Origin of the sequence: Fluviicola sp. (genome assembly GCF_029266855.1) — a bacterium.
Taxonomy (GTDB): Bacteria; Bacteroidota; Bacteroidia; order Flavobacteriales_D; family Crocinitomicaceae; genus Fluviicola.
Genome location: NZ_JAQSWB010000014.1, coordinates 42,362 through 60,847 on the forward strand (window position 1 = coordinate 42,362; position 18,486 = coordinate 60,847).

The following is an 18,486-nucleotide window of genomic DNA, read 5'->3' on the forward strand; positions in this document are numbered from 1 at the left end:
AATATTGGAAACGAGGGATACATACATCTTGATAAATTGGGCTCTTTTAGTACCTTTGCAACTTAAATAAGAGAAAGCACTGCTTTCGATGACTCGGTCTGTGTTAGCAGACCTGCAACATAAAAAGAACAACATAATAAAACAACAACATGGAAATTCCAAAAACGTACGAACCCCGTTCAGCAGAAGAACGATGGTATAGCCATTGGATGGCTAAGGGTTACTTTCATTCAGAACCAGATGATCGTGAGCCGTTTACTGTCGTCATTCCTCCGCCAAATGTTACGGGTGTTCTGCATATGGGACACATGTTGAATAATACCATTCAGGATGTTTTGGTTCGCAAAGCGCGAATGGAAGGTAAAAATGCGTGCTGGGTTCCTGGAACCGATCATGCATCTATTGCTACCGAAGCAAAAGTGGTTCAGAAGTTACGCCAGGAAGGGATCAAAAAATCAGATCTTTCCCGCGATGAGTTTTTGAAGCATGCATTCGAATGGAAAGATAAATATGGTGGAGTGATCTTACAGCAATTGAAGAAGCTGGGTGCTTCTTGTGATTGGGAAAGAACTTCATTTACGATGGATCCGGAATATTCCGATTCAGTGATCGATGTATTCATTGATTTATTCAAAAAAGGAAAGATCTACCGCGGTGTTCGTATGATCAACTGGGATCCGGAAGCCCGTACAGCACTTTCTGATGAAGAGGTAATTCACAAAGAGGTGAACTCGAAGTTGTTTCACGTACGGTATAAAGTTGCAGGAACAGATGATCAGTGGCTTACAATTGCAACAACGCGTCCCGAAACTATTTTGGGTGACTCGGCAATTTGTATTCACCCGGATGATCCGCGTTACAAACATTTACATGGGAAACATGCGATTGTTCCTATTGCTAACAGAACCGTTCCGATTATTTGTGATGAATATGTAGAAATGGAATTTGGAACGGGGTGTTTGAAAGTTACTCCTGCTCATGATGTAAATGACTATGAATTAGGTAAGAAATACGATTTAGAAACGATTGATATTTTCCACGACAACGGAATCGTAAACGAAAACGGCTTGCATTATGCAGGAATGGATCGTTTTGACGTTCGTAAGGAAATTGCCAAAGAATTGGATGACAAAGGTTACCTGGTAAAAGTAGAAGATCACATTAATAAAATTGGTTATTCCGAGCGTACAAATTGTGTAATTGAGCCGCGATTGTCTTTGCAATGGTTCGTGTCGATGAAAGAATTGGCTCAGCCTGCTTTGGAAAATGTAATGAATGGAAATATTTCATTTCATCCGGATAAATTCAAAAATACCTACCGTCATTGGATGGAGAACGTAAAGGATTGGTGCATTTCCCGCCAGCTTTGGTGGGGACATCGCATTCCAGCCTGGTATTATGGCGAAGGTTCGGAGGATTTCGTCATTGCAAAAACAAGCGAAGAGGCAGTTAAGCTTGCATCTGAAAAAGCAGGAAAAGAAATTTCCGCTTCTGATTTAAAGCAGGACGAAGATGTATTGGATACCTGGTTCTCTTCCTGGTTATGGCCGATTTCGGTTTTCAACGGACTTACTCAACCAGGGAACAAAGAGATCAAATATTATTATCCGACAAACGATTTGGTTACGGCACCAGAAATTATGTTCTTCTGGGTTGCCCGTATGATTATTGCGGGTTATGAATACATGGGAGAATTGCCATTCAGAAATGTATATTACACCGGAATAGTTCGCGACAAATTGGGGCGTAAGATGTCCAAGTCATTAGGAAACTCTCCGGATCCGATCGAATTGATCGAGAAGTATGGAGCGGACGGTGTTCGCTTAGGAATTCTCATTTCTTCCCCGGCTGGAAACGATTTACCTTTTGACAGCAGTCAGTGTGAACAAGGGAGAAATTTTACGAATAAAATTTGGAATGCTGCGCGTTTGGTGATGGGTTGGGAAGTAAAACCAATTGAACAGCCAAAAGCATCAATAAAAGCAATTGAATGGTTTAACGCACGTTTTAACCAGGAATTAGAGAACATCAATGAGTTGATGAATAAGTTCAAAATTTCCGAGGCGTTGATGGCTATTTACAAATTGGTATGGGATGATTTCTGTGCCTGGTATTTGGAAATGATCAAACCTGGTTACGAACAACCGATTGACCAGGCTACATTGGATCAAACCATTGTTTTCTTTGAGAAATTGTTGTGCTTATTGCAACCATTTACTCCGTTTGTTGCGGAAGAATTGTGGCATTTGTTGAGAGAGCGTAAAGAAGGTGAGGATATCATCGTTGCAAAATGGCCGACGGTTGAATCCTTTGATACGTCTGTTTTGAAACAATTTGGAGTGGCAGAAGAAGTTGTCATTAATATTCGCAACATTCGTAAGAAAAACAATATTGCCAATAAAGTTCGTATTGAAATGTTCGTGAAAAAGAATAATGAGATCGATCCGTCATTTGATTCGGTTATTCTGAAGATGGGAAATCTTTCATTAATGGAATACACTACGGAAAAAGTGGCGAATGCAAATTCTTTTTTGGTTCAATCCAATGAATATTTCATTCCGTTTGGAGATGCTATTGATGTAACTGCAGAAAAGGAAAAAATGGAGGAAGAATTGAATTATACGAAAGGCTTTTTGAAAAGTGTTCAAGGTAAATTGAGTAACGAAAAATTCGTTAACGGGGCACCGGAACAAGTTTTGGCCAGTGAACGTAAAAAAGAAGCAGATGCTTTGCAAAAGATTGCCATTTTGGAAGAAAAATTGGCAGGTTTGAATTGATTCAAGGAAACAGCTAGTTATAAGAAGGTGCTTTCGGGCACTTTTTTTTATATTGATCTTTTCAGAAATCCCCTTTATTTTCAAAGAAAACACTTTGAGTGAGGGAAGGGATTAAGGGATGGTTTAAAAAAAAAAATGTTGTTTAAGTAGTTCATATAAAGACAATTGAGTAGTTTTGATTCGAAATAAACTACAACTTATTATGAAAACACTACTACTATTTGTTTTGTTGTCTGTTTGTTCTATTAAGGCAACAGCACAAACAAGCAAGGAGCAAATTCCTTTAGAATATCCTGTTCAACATTTATTGGGCGTCGAGTATGAAATCAAAGACGTACCGCAACCTGATAGCAATCGTTTGTTACTTATTCCCTATGCTGAACTTACTGCGCATCGTGCAGCTGAAGTTGATGTCGAGATTTTTGATCCGTCAAGTAACTACACTATTGTGTTGTATTCGAATCTTAAGTGCCAATTAAACAAGCACTAAGTCATGAGAAGTTTATTTATCCTTTTGATGCTGGCACCTTGTATGTTCCAGGCTCAAACGTATACGCATCCTACTGTAGGTATTTCAAATACTTATGCCGGTGCGTGTATGGTGAATACCTGTTCCGGAACATATTATGACAATGGTGGTGCAGGAGGAAATTATAGTGCGAATATCAATGCCATTTACCGCACGTTTTGTCCAAGTACAGCCGGAATGTGCGTTAGAGCAACCTTTACTGCGTTCAGTATGAATGACACTTATTTCCTTTGTACAGGACCAAATAGCTGTTGTGATTATTTACAGATTTTGAATGGACCAGCGCAAAATTCACCCGCTTTGTATAATAATTGTATAACTGCTCCCGGAACAATTACTTCGACGTCCTCAAGCGGTTGTTTGACTTTTCGTCATACTACAGATGGGAGCGTCCAGTTGGGTGGATGGGCAGCAACTCTTTCATGTGTTGCATGTGCGGGCGGACCAACAGGAACATCGAACCAGGATTGCGTGAATGCCATTCAGATTTGTACGGATTCGCCATTTTCTTCAACAGTATCTGGTCCGGGACTGGCATCCGAGTCTTGTGTAGGATGCACTGGAGCCGGTGGGGAAGTATATTCCAGTTGGTATAAATTTCAGGTTGCAAATACCGGAACACTTGGTTTGATAATAGATCCGACGAATAATGCAGACGACTATGATTTTGCACTTTATGGTCCAGGTGCTGCATGCGGCGCTTTAGGAAGCCCGATTCGTTGTTCGTATGCAGCGAACTCTAATAATACAGGACTTGGAAATGGTGCTGTTGATGCATCGGAGGATGTGACCGGAGATGCATGGGTTAGTACATTATCGGTTACAGCCGGAGAAGTTTATTATCTTATGGTGAACCAGTGGTCACCGACGGCTGCCGGATTTACTTTGGATTGGAACTTGACAGGTGGGGCTTCGTTGAACTGTACCCCGCTGTCGGTGGAATTAAAAGATTTCTTTTGCAAACAAGATGAACGTTCTATGGCTGTTGCCTGGACAACTCTCACAGAGAAAAACAGCGATTATTTTATCCTGGAGAAGAGCGAGGATGGTACAAACTTTTTTCCATTGATCCAATCGAAGGCACAAGGAGAGAGCACTTCACCGACAGATTACTTTTTCTATGACAACCAACCAGTGGTGGGAGTGAATTATTATCGCTTAACCGAAGTGGATATCAACGGTGAAAAAACAACCTTTGATATGACTGCTTGCAATTTCAGTCTGGATGCACTGAGAATTAAGACGATGCGTATTTATAACCAAAGTGGAAGTTTGATCAAAGAAATGAACGGTGAAGACCTGGATGTTAAAGCAACATTTACGAATATGATTCTGCCGGATGGGGTGTATATTTTGGAAACTGTTGGCTTCGATGGAAGTTTGGAACGCATCAAACTGGTTCAGTTAATGCACTAAAGAATCTGAAAAATGGAGGAGGGATGGTTACTATCCCTCTTTTTTTTGCGGATAGTTTTCTATAAAAAAAAAGACTTGTTTCAAACGAATTTTTTTCTTAGCTTAAATAAGAAAGAAGTTTTTGTATGAATCAACAAGCTTATTTTCATTTAACCACCAATCTTCACGATAGTCGCACTTCCCGACGAATGATTGTCTATAGAGCCCGGGAAAGACGTTTTCACGGAACACTCCCTCAACCGGATGTTTATTACATGAATATGGAGGAAGAAACGCTCATAGCAAAGGAAGTTTTTTTGTTGTCGAATGAATTGGATTTCGAAGTCATTGCATTAAATCTTTGCAGGGACCATATGCATTTATTGATTTATTGCGAACGGGATGAAGTTCCGAAGATTATGCATCGGGTAAAAGGTCGGACAGCTCGCGTGTGTAACGTGTATCGCGCGGCCAAGGGGATTAATCCCCTTGACGCGACGAACGGAAGATACGAGCCGAGAACTTTAAAGGATAAATCGATCCCTTTTTGGACCCAGAAGTATCATTGCAAAGTGATTTGTAATCCGGATCAATTACTAAACACCATTGCATATATTCGAAATAATCGGAAGAAGCATGGTTTACCTACCAACCCTGCGCTACAAAATTTAATAGATAAAAACCAATTAGCTGCTTCTCCGAATGTGATTGTAAACCTGATATAATTCGCTGTTCTTTTGCTGTAAATAGTCGAAATAACGATCAAAGTGGGTTTTCAAGATCTGTTCAATATCCCTGATCAGGTTTTCCAAACGAGGATTTAAGGATGAACCATCTTTTTCCGAGAGCAAATCTAGTTGTGCTACTTTTAATGCAAATCGTGAAAAAGGTCCCCGGAATTCTTTCACATTAGTCCAGATAGAATGATTTTCGACACAAACAGCTTCGATAGCTTTGTAAGTTTCCAATTGATTGATCGTTGTGCGGTCCATGAGTGATAAGTTTTGTGTGTTGTTTCTTATTCAATTAACGCAACAAAAAGGGGATAGTTGTAATTGAAATCCTTAAAAAATCTTAACTGTACCTTTCATGGATTGAACAGTCGGTTTAAGCTGATGAGAATTAGAGAACCTCGAATGTTTCCGTTAAAACAACACCTGTTTCATCAACTGCGGTTACCAGATGCTTACCTTTTTCAGGTTGTACACTGATTTGATGAATGTCTGAAGTTGTTCCTATAAATTCTTCATCAATATGCCAGTATAAGATGCTGTTTTGCCTAGTGTGTGCAACCTCAAAAATAACCTTACCTCTTAAACCGTTCATTTCACGCGGGATGTAAATTTTGGTTTGCCGTTTCGGATAGATAAAGCTCATAATGTTTTCAGGTTTATTGGAAGTACATGACGGATCGAAGGGAGGGGCAGGGTGATAACCAGGGTTTTGTTGAACGTAGTATTTTTCCATGCTCGGTGGAAGGATAAACCAGGATTTATGTTTCATGGTACTGCTGCTCTCACAATCTGCATTCACACGGAAAGTCTCTTTTTGGTTTAAATGAATTAATTGATGGTAACTACAGTTTTTACTGATTAAGCAAGTGCTGGGTATGTATTCAAAATGTGTATTCTCACAATGACGGTTTGAGATCTGGCCGCTTTCATTGCAAATCTCCGTTAGCGTTAATTCCTTTAGGGGTTTTTCAAACCACTTTTGAGGAGATTCCAGGTTTCTGAAAATTGAGAAGAGAAGTGGTGCAGCCGCTTTCACACCTGTTAAACCTGGTCTTCCTTCTCCGTCAGCGTTTCCAACCCAAACTGAGACTACGTATTTCGGAGTAACACCAACTGCCCAGGCATCTCTGAATCCAAAACTGGTTCCTGTTTTCCAGGAAATTTTTTGGGAGGATTCAAATGCACGCCAATTATTCTCTTCATCGGGTCTGTTTACATCTATTAAGGCATCAAAAGTGGAATAAATACAAGCTTTATTTAAATTTAACTTCGGAGCGTTTTCGGTGTTGCCGGTATAATGAATTTTTGTCGGGCTTGAGTTTTGTAACTGTTGAGCCATGGAGTTGTAACATGCGTTGATCTCCCAAACAGATGCTTCAGCTCCCCCAAGAATTAACGATAAGCCGTAATGGCCCGAATGTTTATTCATGTTTCGGAAACCAAAATGTTTCAGGTCATTGTGGAATTTCGCTTGGCCATATTCACGAAGCAGGAAAACCATTGGGATGTTTAAGCTTTTTGATAATGCTTTATTGGCTGGTAAGGCTCCTGAAAACTGACGGTTGAAGTTATTTGGGGCAAAGGTTCCGAATCGAGAAGGAAAATCACAAAGCAATTGTTTCGGAGTAATTAAACCGGATTCCATCGATTTGGCATATAGCAATGGCTTTAAAATACTTCCCGTACTTCTTGGCGACTGAATACAGTCAACATCAACCCCATGATCATCGTCGGTATGATTCAGGTTGCCTTTATAAGCGACAACTTCACCGGTTTCAACTGATGTTATTAGAACTGCTGCATTGTACACACCGTATTCATTCATTCGAAGGGCATATTGCTCTGTTTCGTTATTGACCATTGTTTGAATTTCTTCGTCAATCGTAGATCGGATCAATTGCTCTTTTTGACCGTGCATGATGCAACGTTGCAGTAAATGCGGAGCTTCTTGTGGGAGGGGAAGTGGTTTGTCGGGAAGCGGTTCCTCCAGGGCCAGGTAATAATTTAATTTGTCGATTTCGCCTTGTTCGTAAAGCATTTTCAATAGGCGGTTTCGCTTCTTTAGTAAACTTTGATGGTTTTTTCCGGGATAAATTAGTCCTGGAGCGTTGGGTAAAACGGCCAAGGTGGCACTTTCCGCCCAGCTTAAATTTTCTGGGGCTCTCCCAAAATAGCGCCAGGAAGCAGCATCAATTCCAACCACGTTATTTCCAAACGGGGCGTTGGCAGTGTAAAGGTTCAAAATATCTTCCTTCGAATAACTGAATTCCAGCCGCGTTGCGAGAATGATCTCGTATAGTTTTTCAGAATAAGTCCTGGAGGGATTTTTTCGCATCAGCCGGATCACTTGCTGTGTAATAGTGCTTCCGCCACTAACAATTTTTCCGCGAGTAATATTTTGATAGAAAGCGCGGCAAATGCCTTTTATGCTGGCTCCCGGGTGATAATAGAAATTTTTATCCTCAAAGGTAATTAAACACGTCGCGATTTTATATGGTGTTTTGTTACCCGGAGGAAAACGCCATTGTCCGTCTTTTGCGATGTGGGCTCCAAGTAACTTCCCGTTTTTACCGACCAAAACCGTTGAGTAAGGATCAGTGAACAGAGTAGAAGGTAAAGCCTGGATGTACCATGCCAGGAAAGAATAGAACAAAATGCGTTTGATGAACCGTTTTTTCCAACGGTATTGTTCCTTCCACCAAAAGAGTCTTTCCTTCATCGTTTTTTTACTGAAAGTAATGGCTTGGAACCGATATGAAAACGACTCTTTATTATTCGCAACACCTGGGATGAAAAGTGCGTGTTCTTTTTGATTATTTATTCGGTGAATGTTTACAGACTTTTGCTAATTTCAACAACGTAAGATCCCTTAGAATTCATGCCGAAAAACTCGTGTTTACTTTTCTTCTTTATATTGATCTCGATCAGTCGTGGATATACGCAGTTAGCCAGTTTCCGGAATTTTTCAGTGGAAAACGGTTTGGGACAATCCCAGGTTTATAGTGTCATCCAGGATCATAAAGGGTATTTGTGGTTTGGAACAAGAGGAGGTGGGTTATCGCGCTTCGATGGTCAGAACTTTGAGTCGTTTACTGACCGGCAGGGTTTAGTGAACAATTATATTTATTCGTTAAAGGAAGATCGGAAACACGTTTTATGGATCGGGACGAATGATGGGCTTTCATCGTACAATGGAAAGAAAATCTTTACGTATAAGCATCCGAAGTACGGGAATCACTTTGCTGTATTCAGTATGACACTTGATTCCGGAGATAAATTATGGCTTGCGACAAATCACGGAGTTTTTACCGTGAAGGGTGATTCTTTAGTTTCAATGAATCGAATCCTTGGAATTAATGAGGGAACTATCAATGCGATTCTGATAGATTCAAAGGGAATTATTTGGATGGGAACCGGGAACGGGCTGCTGTCATCTGAACCAAAGGGCAGTAAACACATTTTAATTAACCACGGTAAGAGATTCCGGGTGATGCGAAATGCAATTACCTGTTTAAGGGAAGATCAAAACGGGAAAATCTGGATCGGAACTTATGGCGACGGGGCTTATGTTTATAACCGGAAAGATTACTACCGGGTAGACTTGAATCACGAGTTGTATAAACAGACAGTATTCGATCTATTCTTCGATGAAAGAAATGTGTGTTGGATTGCGACTTTGAATGCGGGTTTGATCCAGTATGATCAAAAGACAAAAGAATTTACCAGTTACACTGAAAGGAATGGCTTAGGAAATAACCATGTACGTTCCATCATTAAAGACAATTGGGGAGATTTATGGATTGGAACTTCCGGTGGGGGAGTTTCGCAGTTTGCAGGAAAATTGTTTTCTCATTATTCGGTTTCGGCCGGTTTGGGAGGAAATTTCATTTATTCCATTTACAGGGACCGAAGCAATAAGTTATGGTTCGGAACATCTCAAAACGGGGTAAGTATATATGAAAACGGGACTTTTAGTCAGTTAAACGTCCAAAACGGATTTGAAGCGATTAAAGTAAAAGCAATTATTGAGGACAACGATGGATTGATGTACTTCGGAACGGAAGGCCAGGGAATTGGAATGCTTTCAGCAGGAGGATTTTCCTGGTTGGATGAAACACGGAAGTATTATGTGCGGCAAATGTCGAAAGACAGGCAGGGCAGAATTTGGGTAGCAACTTCCGGTTCCGGTTTGCTCCGGATTTCAGACCAGGGAAAAGAAGTCGAAACGGTTACTTTGGATGAAGGTTTGCTGCATATGCGCTTGACCTGCGTTTTTGTAGATTCACGGGGGCTGGTCTGGTATGGAGCAGAATCTGCAGGTTTGGCTTGTTACGATCCCGAAACCGGAAAAACGAAAATTTTAAATAAAGATTCGGGCTTAAGTGCAGATGCTGTTCGAACGATCATTGAGGATTCGAAAGGTAGAATTTGGGCAGGTACTGCAGGTGCCGGGATTAATTGCATAGCATATGGTCCCAAACTGAAAGTACTTAAGAAGATCAGTATCGAATCCGGAATGCATTCTTCAAATGTGTATTTGATGGTCTTTGATGCCAATCAAAACCTGATAGTTGGTTCCGAATCCGGATTGGATATTCTGGACCTGAATGAAACGAATCAAATTAAAAGTATTAAACATTACGGTAAAAGTGATGGTTTTTTAGGAGTTGAAACGTGCCAGAACAGTGTTTGGAAAGACCCCGATGGAAAAATCTGGTTCGGAACGATCAACGGAGCAAGTTGTTACAATTTATCGAATTTACAAGTGAATAGAACTGCACCGATCTTAAGTATCCTGGATGTGCAGTTGTTTTATGAATCGCTTTCAAAGACAAAATATAGCGATGTGATCCTGCCGTGGAGCAGTTACAAAACATTGCATTTGCCATCCGATCAGAATCATTTGAGCTTTTTATTTAAAGGTATTAACCTGAAGAATCCTGAAGGTGTAGAGTATTCCTGGAAGATGAGTGGTTTTGAAAATAAATGGTCACCATGGACGAAGGAACAGCGAATAGTTTATTCCAATATGTCGCCCGGAAAATATACCTTTCTGCTTCGTTCGCGTAACGAAGACGGATTCATTAATCCGCAACCTGAACGTTTTTCTTTTACAATAGCGAGCCCGTTTTGGCTTACTCCCTGGTTTATTTTGTTTGAATTAATTGCTGGAGGTTTATTTATTTGGTTCATAATCCGTATTCAAACTTCTCGCATCCGGCGAAAAGCAAAGCAGGCTCAGAAAGATGCGGAATTTGCCCGAAATTTATTGGAACTGGAACAGAAAGCTTTACGCCTGCAAATGAATCCGCATTTCATTTTCAATGCTCTGAATTCGATCCAGGGACTAATAGGTACTGAGAATGAAACGAAGGCGCGCTATTATTTGGCTAAGTTTTCCAGGTTGATGCGTCAAATATTGGATAATTCACGAAATACGACTATCTCCCTGGAAGAAGAAATAGCTACGCTGGAAAATTATCTCTTGATAGAACAATTTTGCAATGGAAACCGTTTCGAATATGAAATCATTGTGGACCTGGAAACAGAATTGAGTTTTATCCAAATTCCTCCGATGCTTATTCAGCCTTTCGTTGAAAATGCAATCAAGCATGGCTTCAAATTCGATGCAAATGATTCCAGGATTGGAAAGATTACGTGCTGGTTCAGAGAGGAAAATGATGGAATTACGTGTGTTATCCGCGATAATGGGATCGGGAGGGAAGCTGCAGGCAAAAATCAGCAGGCAAGTAATGAACCGCAACATGTTTCCCGGGGCTTCAACGTGACCAAAGAAAGATTAGATTTGTTAAGCACCAATTCAAACGGACATAAAGTAAGAATTGTAGATTTGTATGACGATGACGGAAATGTTATCGGAACGGAAGTTCAACTCTTTATACCCTTGTAATGATTAAAGCAGTAATAATTGACGATATAGAACAGGCGCGAATCACTTTCAAAAAAGATTTGGAGGTTTATGCACCGGACATTGAAGTTGTGGGGGAAGCTTCCGGAGTTGTTGAAGGCGCGAAATTACTGAAGCACACGAAGATCGATATCTTGTTCCTGGATATCCAGATGCAAGACGGTTCGGGTTTTGACCTGCTGGACATTTTACCTGAAATTCCGTTCAAGATCATTTTTATTACGGCCAGTGACGCACATGCCATTAAGGCTTTTCGATATGCAGCAATCGATTATTTGTTAAAGCCGGTAGATCCGGATGAATTGATCGAAGCCTTGAAAAAGTTCCGGAATCACAATCACAACGAACAGGATAACTATCGCCTATTGAATGAATCACTGAAACAAAGTCATAAGGTTCAGGAACGTTTGGCTCTTCATGCTCAGGATAAAATTCATATTGTTCAGATTGCAGACATTATTCGTTGCGAAAGTAATGTGAATTACACGGAGTTTTTCTTTACTAATTCAAAGCGGATTGTAGTTTCAAGAACCTTGAAAGATTTTGAAGATATTTTAGGAGAACTGGGATTTTTCCGGGTACATCAATCACACCTGGTAAACACTAAAATGATCCAGGAATTTGTGAAGGTTGAAGGAGGACATTTGATCATGTCGGATGGAAAAATGATCCCGGTATCAACACGAAAACGCGCAGATGTGGTGAAGATGCTGGAGCAGCTATGAGAAGGTCACTTCGACTCCGCTCAGTGCCCTTTTGAATATCAGTTTCAAGATTTTTCAGTTAAATTTAATCCTCTTCAGCTTTGTTTTGAGTAAATAAGGTGATTGAGCGGAGTCGAAATCCCTTATTTTGCATTAAACAATTTATCCAAAATCCACGCCGGACCGATCAGAAGGAATTGAATATCTTTTAAAAACGAAGGCTTTTTTCCTTCAATTTTATGTCCATAGAACTGTCCGGCCCAAGCTAGGGTGAAAATGATTAAAGAACTCCACCATAAAGGACCGATACTTGCTAAATAGTAATTTCCAATAACGCAGACCGCGGAAAAAATCAAGATATAGAATGCCATTTTGAGTGATAAGCGCAAATAGAAATATAAAACGGGAATTAAAGCAACAACCGCCCAATTAACATATAGGAAATTATTCGAGTGAACCAAACTGATCAGACCACGATTGGGAATACTCATTAACAATCCCACAACTGAAAAGAAAATTGCCGGGACACATATGTAATGTATTTTCTTGTTCGTCGCGTTTTGGTGACTGACCGAGTATTCTGCAAACCATTCTTCGAGCGTTTTCATTGTTTTTTTATACAAGTTACGAAATAGTATACTTTTTCGCAATGAGCTTGATTTTTTGCTGTAGAAAACATCTCGTTGGGTTTGTAAATGAGTTAAGATTCAATTTTAATTTGCCTAAACAATTGTCTTTCAGTCTTGTCCCAATATTGGGACATTGGGATTTCCCAAAAATACAGGATGAAAATGAAATAAAAAGGCCACCCATTTATCGGGCAGCCTTCACATAATTATCAGGATGATTTAGGTTGTTTTATAATTTTAGTCACTTCCACCCAGCGACCTTTTTCCTGTGCATTGACAGAATGGTCGTACATCGCTTCTGAAAATACTGCCGGCAAGTAGAATCTTCCCAAATAAGAAGCATTGAGCTGAATCTTGAAAATTTTGGTTTCATTTGGTGCCAATTTGAAATAACTGTAAATGCGGTCATCCCTGTAATCCTGGTAATCGATATTCGGAGTGCTTCCTTCATCGTACAAACGCGAGTTATGTATTTCCCAGCCACTTGGCATGATCTGGTTCAAAGTCATTTCTCGGTAGAACTGATCTTTTGTCGGATTCTTCAATTTGACTTCCATAATAAAGTCTGTTCCTTGAGTAATCTTGGACGGATCAATTGAAACGCCGGATAAATTGGTATAATCAATGGTCATTTCCAGGTTGCTTCGAACTTTTTTCTCTTTGCCGATCTGCGGAACTTTCTTCGTACAGAAAGTCACATATAACTTTTTTGATGAAGTATTCCGGATTGAAAGCCGTTTCATTTTTGTACCATCAGCTTCGGTGTAATTTTTTGTCATCAAACATTTGGTCGCTGTCACTTTTTCGGAATTCACTTCAAATTGAAGTGTTCCGTTGTTTTTGATTTTCCCGCTTGTTAGCGCGAGAATACAATAACCCGCTTCCTGGGTGCTGAGCCACTGGTTCGATTTCAGTACATCCGCAATTTCTTTTTCTAACTGATCGGTTGATTTCGAATCGATCATCAATCCTGCTTCCAGGTTCATTGCTTTATCCCGCAAGGTGGATCCGTAGGAATAGGCATACTCGCGGTAAGATGTTGAAGTGAAACTTAAATTGCGGGTCATTTGTTTTGCCAGGTCTTTTTGCCCCACTAAATAATAAGCAGCCGCCAATCTCCATTTCGCTGTGGTTCCCAACTTGCTGTTTTCTTTCAAACGGTTCATTGCACCCAATTCAGGTTTCCCGGCCAAAGCCAAAGTGTACAATCGATATGCCTGGATCAATTGATTGGATTCTTCCGCGTTACTGGAATAACTCATATATGAATCAGGAGTCCAGCTATTTGCTTGGTTTTTCTGGTAATCGATCCAGCGGGATTTAAGATTTACAGGCAAAGTAAATCCGTGCTGTTCTGCCTCGATCATAAAGTGTCCGGCATAATTGGATCCCCAGTCACTTGCTTCGCGATTCCCCGGCCAATAGGCAAAGCCGCCTTCATATTGCTGGAAACTTTGATATCTGATCAGGGCAGCTTTGATATTGGAAACCATTTTACTTTTTTCCTTTTCATTGAACTGCATAATATCCATGGCAAAAAGCTGTGGAAATACTGCTGAAGTTGTTTGTTCAATACATCCGTGGGGATAATTGATCAAGTCACTCATGCGTCCACTTAAGTTAATGGAACTGAACTGACTTGCCTCCAGCGAATAGGAATGCGAACCGCTGATTCCGTCTTGTTCCATGGTAAAACTTGCGGATGAACCCGGTTCCAGTACCTTTGTTTCACTTTCAAGGACGAGCGGATTCGGACTGCGAACGTCAACTTCAAACTCTTGAGTTGCTGTTTCGGCCCCTGATTTCGCAAAGATCTTGATTTTCGCGATTCCCAGTTTATTTGCAACCTTTAGTTCAAAGTTCACGATCTGATCGCCTTCTGCAGCAAATTTGATCCCTTGATTTTTAGCACCGTTCACAAGCAATAGATCATTACAGCTTACCTGGACATCGACATTTTTGATGTTGTCTTTCATTGCGAAAACATCAACCGGCAATTGAATTGTTTCACTTGGTCCTATTACGCGAGGTAATGTTCCAAGCACCATCAGCGGTTTTTTAATGGTAACAGTTTCTTCTGCATTCCCGAAAGCTGTTGCTGCATGAGCGACAACCATCACCCGAACAGATCCGATATATGTTGGTAGTTCTACCTGGTGTGTTTTAGAGGAACCCGCGGGTAAAACAAACGGTCCTAAGAAATGAACCATCGGCTTAAAGCGATTGGCTTTCGGGCCTGCTCCGTCATCTGCAGAACCATCGCCACCAATACTCAATAAACGGTTTAAATTTCCTGAGTATGCGCCGATAACTGCATTGTACATATCCCAGGTTTTAATTCCCAGGGCTTCTTTGGCATAAAATGTATTCCATGGATTCGGTGTGTCGAAGCGTGTGAGATCCAATAAGCCTTCGTCTACGATCGCCAGGGTATAAGTCATTCCTTTTCCATCTTTTTCTGAAACAGTTACTTTGGCTGTAGATTCGGGTCTCCATTCTTTTGCTGCAGTGATTTCAGGGTGCAAATGCGTTGCAGGATCATCGACGATAATCGGGACAATTCCGTACATGCGAATCGGCAAATCGTTGGTTGTAGCACTATGGGGCTGAATCAAACTGACATGAACATAAGCATTTGGCGCCATATCTTCTGTAGTTTCGAAAGAACAGGTTGTTTCTCCTTTCGTTGTGTTCACCCAAAATTTCTTTATGATCTTCGTCCGGGTTTCTACTGAAATCAATGCCTTCCCGGAAGCCGGAGACGGAATGCTAAGTTTTACGGTTTCACCTTTCACATAACTTTTCTTGTCGGTGGAAAAGTTCAGCATGGAAGCATATTCGTTGTTCTTTTGATTTCCGCGGCTCCAGTAAGGAACATCGATCGAAATGATTTTCCCGGATTGATGAAATCCTTCTTCATCCGTAACAGTCACTAAAAACCGGCCATAATCTGTTGCTCCTAATCCGAATTTGAACGCACTTTTTCCATCTGAACAATTCACCAACGAATCGTAAACCAACATATTTCCGTTTCTGGCCATGAAATTGCCCAGATCATCATCACCGCTTTCATACCACCATCTCCATTCCATCCGGTAGATCTTTACACGGATTTTTGATTGTTTTTTCAAAAGCGTTCCTGTGGAATTGACCATCACCACATCAAAGGTGTGCTTCTTCCCGGAAATCAGGGAATTGTCAGCTTCCGTATCCGGAGTTCTGAAACCAACATATTGCTTGTATGGGGAATACAACTGGGAAAAACGGTCGATGGAAAAGTTTCCGCCTTGCTCAAATACGCGCATGGTATAAATAGCATTCAGCATTCCTGAGGCTTGCGAAAGCGATGAAACTTCCTGCTTAAAGGAGGCTTTTCCATTGGCATCCAGGTCATCGTCAAACAAAGTGTTTTTGTCAGAATGAATTTTCCGGATAGGGGAATCGAACTCGAACTTCGGAAATCCCGGGATAACGGTTTTTGTGGATTGATATTCGACATCCACGGTAGCCCTTAAGTTTTTTGCAGGAGCTCCGTGCAGCCAATAAGATTCCAGTTGCAGTAAACTGTCTGAGCTTTTAGGAACAGTAAGCTTAATTTTCAAACGATTCGGTTTTACGGTTTCAACTTTCAAATACTTTATAAATTCTCGTGAACCAACCATTACACGTGCAGTGTAAATTCCGGTTTTGGCATCGAAACGGGTGGCGGTTCTGAAATCATAATGTCCGTTTACTCCCTGCGACCTGGTTATTTTACTGGCTTCATAGCCGGAAGGATCCGTTAAGGTGAAGGTTACAGGATGATTGAGCGGAAGTTTTTTCTCATAATCGCGCAATACAAAATTGACATAAATAGAATCTCCAGGTCTCCAAACACCACGCTCCGCATAGATGTATCCTTTCAATCCGTTTTGTACTTCTTCACCTTCCACATCAAATTCCGAAAGCATATTTGCATGTCCGTCACTTACTTTTAAATAGCCGCGCTGTTTTCCATATTTTGCGATCAGTAAGAATGGTTTTTCAGAAAGTGTTTTGGTGTACATTCCTTCCGAGTTGGTTGTCCCGGAAGCAATTATTTGTTTCGTGAAATCGTAGAAGGTAACCGATGCATTGGGAATGGGCTGTGTCGTGATCATGTCTGTTAAGAAAACATGTGCCTCTTTCTTCGCATCCAGTTTGTAGATCACACCGATATTGGATGCAAGAATGTTTCTTGAAACGGCTTTTCCGTAATAATAATCCGAACTGCAGGGTGATTCTGAGCTGTAGCCGCCCCAATCTTCGTAACCATCATCCCAGTCGTCCAAATGCCAGGGACGTTCAGTCCATTCTTCTTTTGGTTCTTCAGCAGATACAGTTTCTGGATTTTCTGAGTCGGATGGTGCTTCACAATCACAATAGGCATCTTTTTGACCGAATTTTATGGATATACGGTAAATTGCCCCTGGTTCCGGCCGGATCCATTTTTCCAAATCCAGGACATGTGAGGCCCAATCGCTTTTATCTTCTTTTTTCACACCTAAGGAAATATTCTTTTCTGTGATCTTCTTCCCGAATCTGAAAATAGCTTCGGAGTCATTCAATTCATTCACCTGCAGGAAATGATGAACATTCTCTTCATAGATCTTAATGATCCGAACGGTAACAGACTTTAATCCGATGGTTTCAAAAGGAAAGATCAATCCTTTGGAATCAGGTAAAATGGAGCCACTTCCGACGATTCGTACTTTGGGTTTGGAAGCTGTAAACAACAACGTGCGTTCGGTTCCTTTCAGCATCGGATAGTTTTTAATGTTCTTGATACCTGGATTGATTTCCAGCTTGTAACTTCCTTCAATTCGGTTGGGAATAAATACCGTCACTTCATTGTAATAGATCGAAAAAGTTTCTCCGTTTACACCTTCCAGATCGATCAATCCGTTCAGATCCTGGTTGGTAGACAAAGGTTCCGAAAAGGTCAAACGAATACTCTGGTCATCTTCATCACTTACGTTGTAAGAGCTTAAGTCGAAATCGCCGAGTGCCGGAACTTTGATGCTTGTCGAACCATTTGAAAAAGACGAAATAGGATCTCCGTTCCAGTTGACGGTAAGGGTGTTTTCCTTCGCTGAACGTCGAATACTGTCTACAATGTATACATATTCATTATCGCCATAACTTTCTTCGAAATGAACTTTTTGCTTTTCGTTTCCGAGGTTCACCGTGATTAGTTCCTTCAGTTTGGTCGTGTCAAAATGATCTGTCATTGAAACAGTTCCCCGCAATGAATACCATTCCAGGTTGTATGAATCGTATTCAACTAAGCTGGGCTCCGTTACTTCAATTTTTTGCGGTTTTGTTGCAAACTGGAAATTAAATTCTTCATATCCGTCTTCTACTTCCATGATTTCTTCCAAATCCAGGCTTACGGTGTAGATTTGGTTTGAGCTCAAAGGTTTTTTCGGAACAATTTGGATAGTCCGGAAATCGATCCAATGAATATCCGCATCAATTTCCGGACTGATCTCAACGATCTCGTTCAGGACTTTTTCGTCCAAACGGGATTTCATACCGAGTTCGATCAATTTGGTCGAGTCCAATTGATTCCGAAGCTCAATTTCAATGTGATCGGAATTGGAAATAATTCCCGAGGTGTATCCTGAAACCCATTTTCGGAATTTGGGATCAACGGAAAGGATCTTATTGCTGGAACAGGCGAATATAGTTGCCATAACACTTGCAGCAAAAGATAGAAGAATAATGAAGCGAGACATAACTGTTGTATTTGTTATGTCAAAGATGAATGC

General features: G+C 40.8%; 10 protein-coding genes. 6 read left to right on the forward strand and 4 right to left on the reverse strand.

Annotated elements, in window-relative coordinates; translation table 11 throughout:
• The first annotated feature begins 149 nt into the window (after positions 1-149).
• From K0S23_RS18445 to K0S23_RS18460, 4 genes are all read left to right on the forward strand, one after another.
• Positions 150-2,777: a valine--tRNA ligase gene (locus K0S23_RS18445; RefSeq protein ID WP_300360354.1), complete on the forward strand. Its 2,628-nt coding sequence runs from the start codon at positions 150-152 to the stop codon at positions 2,775-2,777.
• A 202-nt stretch (positions 2,778-2,979) separates the two neighbouring features.
• Complete coding sequence (locus K0S23_RS18450; RefSeq protein ID WP_300360355.1) at positions 2,980-3,267, forward strand: hypothetical protein; 288 nt, start codon at positions 2,980-2,982, stop codon at positions 3,265-3,267.
• A gap of 3 nt (positions 3,268-3,270) precedes the next feature.
• Positions 3,271-4,722, forward strand: coding sequence for a hypothetical protein (locus K0S23_RS18455; protein ID WP_300360357.1), 1,452 nt, complete (start codon positions 3,271-3,273; stop codon positions 4,720-4,722).
• 125 nt (positions 4,723-4,847) lie between these two features.
• Positions 4,848-5,426, forward strand: coding sequence for a transposase (locus K0S23_RS18460; RefSeq protein WP_300360358.1), 579 nt, complete (start codon positions 4,848-4,850; stop codon positions 5,424-5,426).
• Here the strand turns inward: K0S23_RS18460 and K0S23_RS18465 are convergent.
• Complete coding sequence (locus K0S23_RS18465; protein WP_300360360.1) at positions 5,388-5,693, reverse strand: hypothetical protein; 306 nt, start codon at positions 5,691-5,693, stop codon at positions 5,388-5,390. The genes K0S23_RS18460 and K0S23_RS18465 overlap by 39 nt on opposite strands.
• A gap of 130 nt (positions 5,694-5,823) precedes the next feature.
• The gene (pbpC, locus tag K0S23_RS18470; protein ID WP_300360362.1) at positions 5,824-8,154 is read right to left on the reverse strand and encodes a penicillin-binding protein 1C; all 2,331 of its coding nucleotides are present in this window, start codon (positions 8,152-8,154) and stop codon (positions 5,824-5,826) included.
• Positions 8,155-8,313: 159 nt separating this feature from the next.
• On the opposite strand from pbpC, the gene K0S23_RS18475 reads away from it, so the two are divergent.
• Together K0S23_RS18475 and K0S23_RS18480 are read left to right on the forward strand one after the other, a co-directional pair.
• Entirely contained in the window at positions 8,314-11,346 is a 3,033-nt protein-coding gene (locus tag K0S23_RS18475; protein WP_300360363.1) for a two-component regulator propeller domain-containing protein, read from the forward strand.
• Positions 11,346-12,089 (forward strand): LytTR family DNA-binding domain-containing protein, encoded by a 744-nt coding sequence (locus K0S23_RS18480; protein ID WP_300360364.1) that lies wholly within the window; start codon positions 11,346-11,348, stop codon positions 12,087-12,089. The genes K0S23_RS18475 and K0S23_RS18480 overlap by 1 nt, the downstream gene beginning before the upstream one ends.
• Before the next feature lie 122 nt (positions 12,090-12,211).
• On the opposite strand, the gene K0S23_RS18485 is transcribed toward K0S23_RS18480, so the two are convergent.
• A complete protein-coding gene (locus K0S23_RS18485) occupies positions 12,212-12,676 on the reverse strand; it encodes an Mpo1-like protein (protein ID WP_300360365.1) in 465 nt (154 codons plus the stop codon).
• A 230-nt stretch (positions 12,677-12,906) separates the two neighbouring features.
• Positions 12,907-18,453, reverse strand: a complete 5,547-nt coding sequence (locus tag K0S23_RS18490) for an MG2 domain-containing protein (RefSeq protein ID WP_300360367.1) — start codon at positions 18,451-18,453, stop codon at positions 12,907-12,909.
• Between the last annotated feature and the right edge of the window lie 33 nt (positions 18,454-18,486).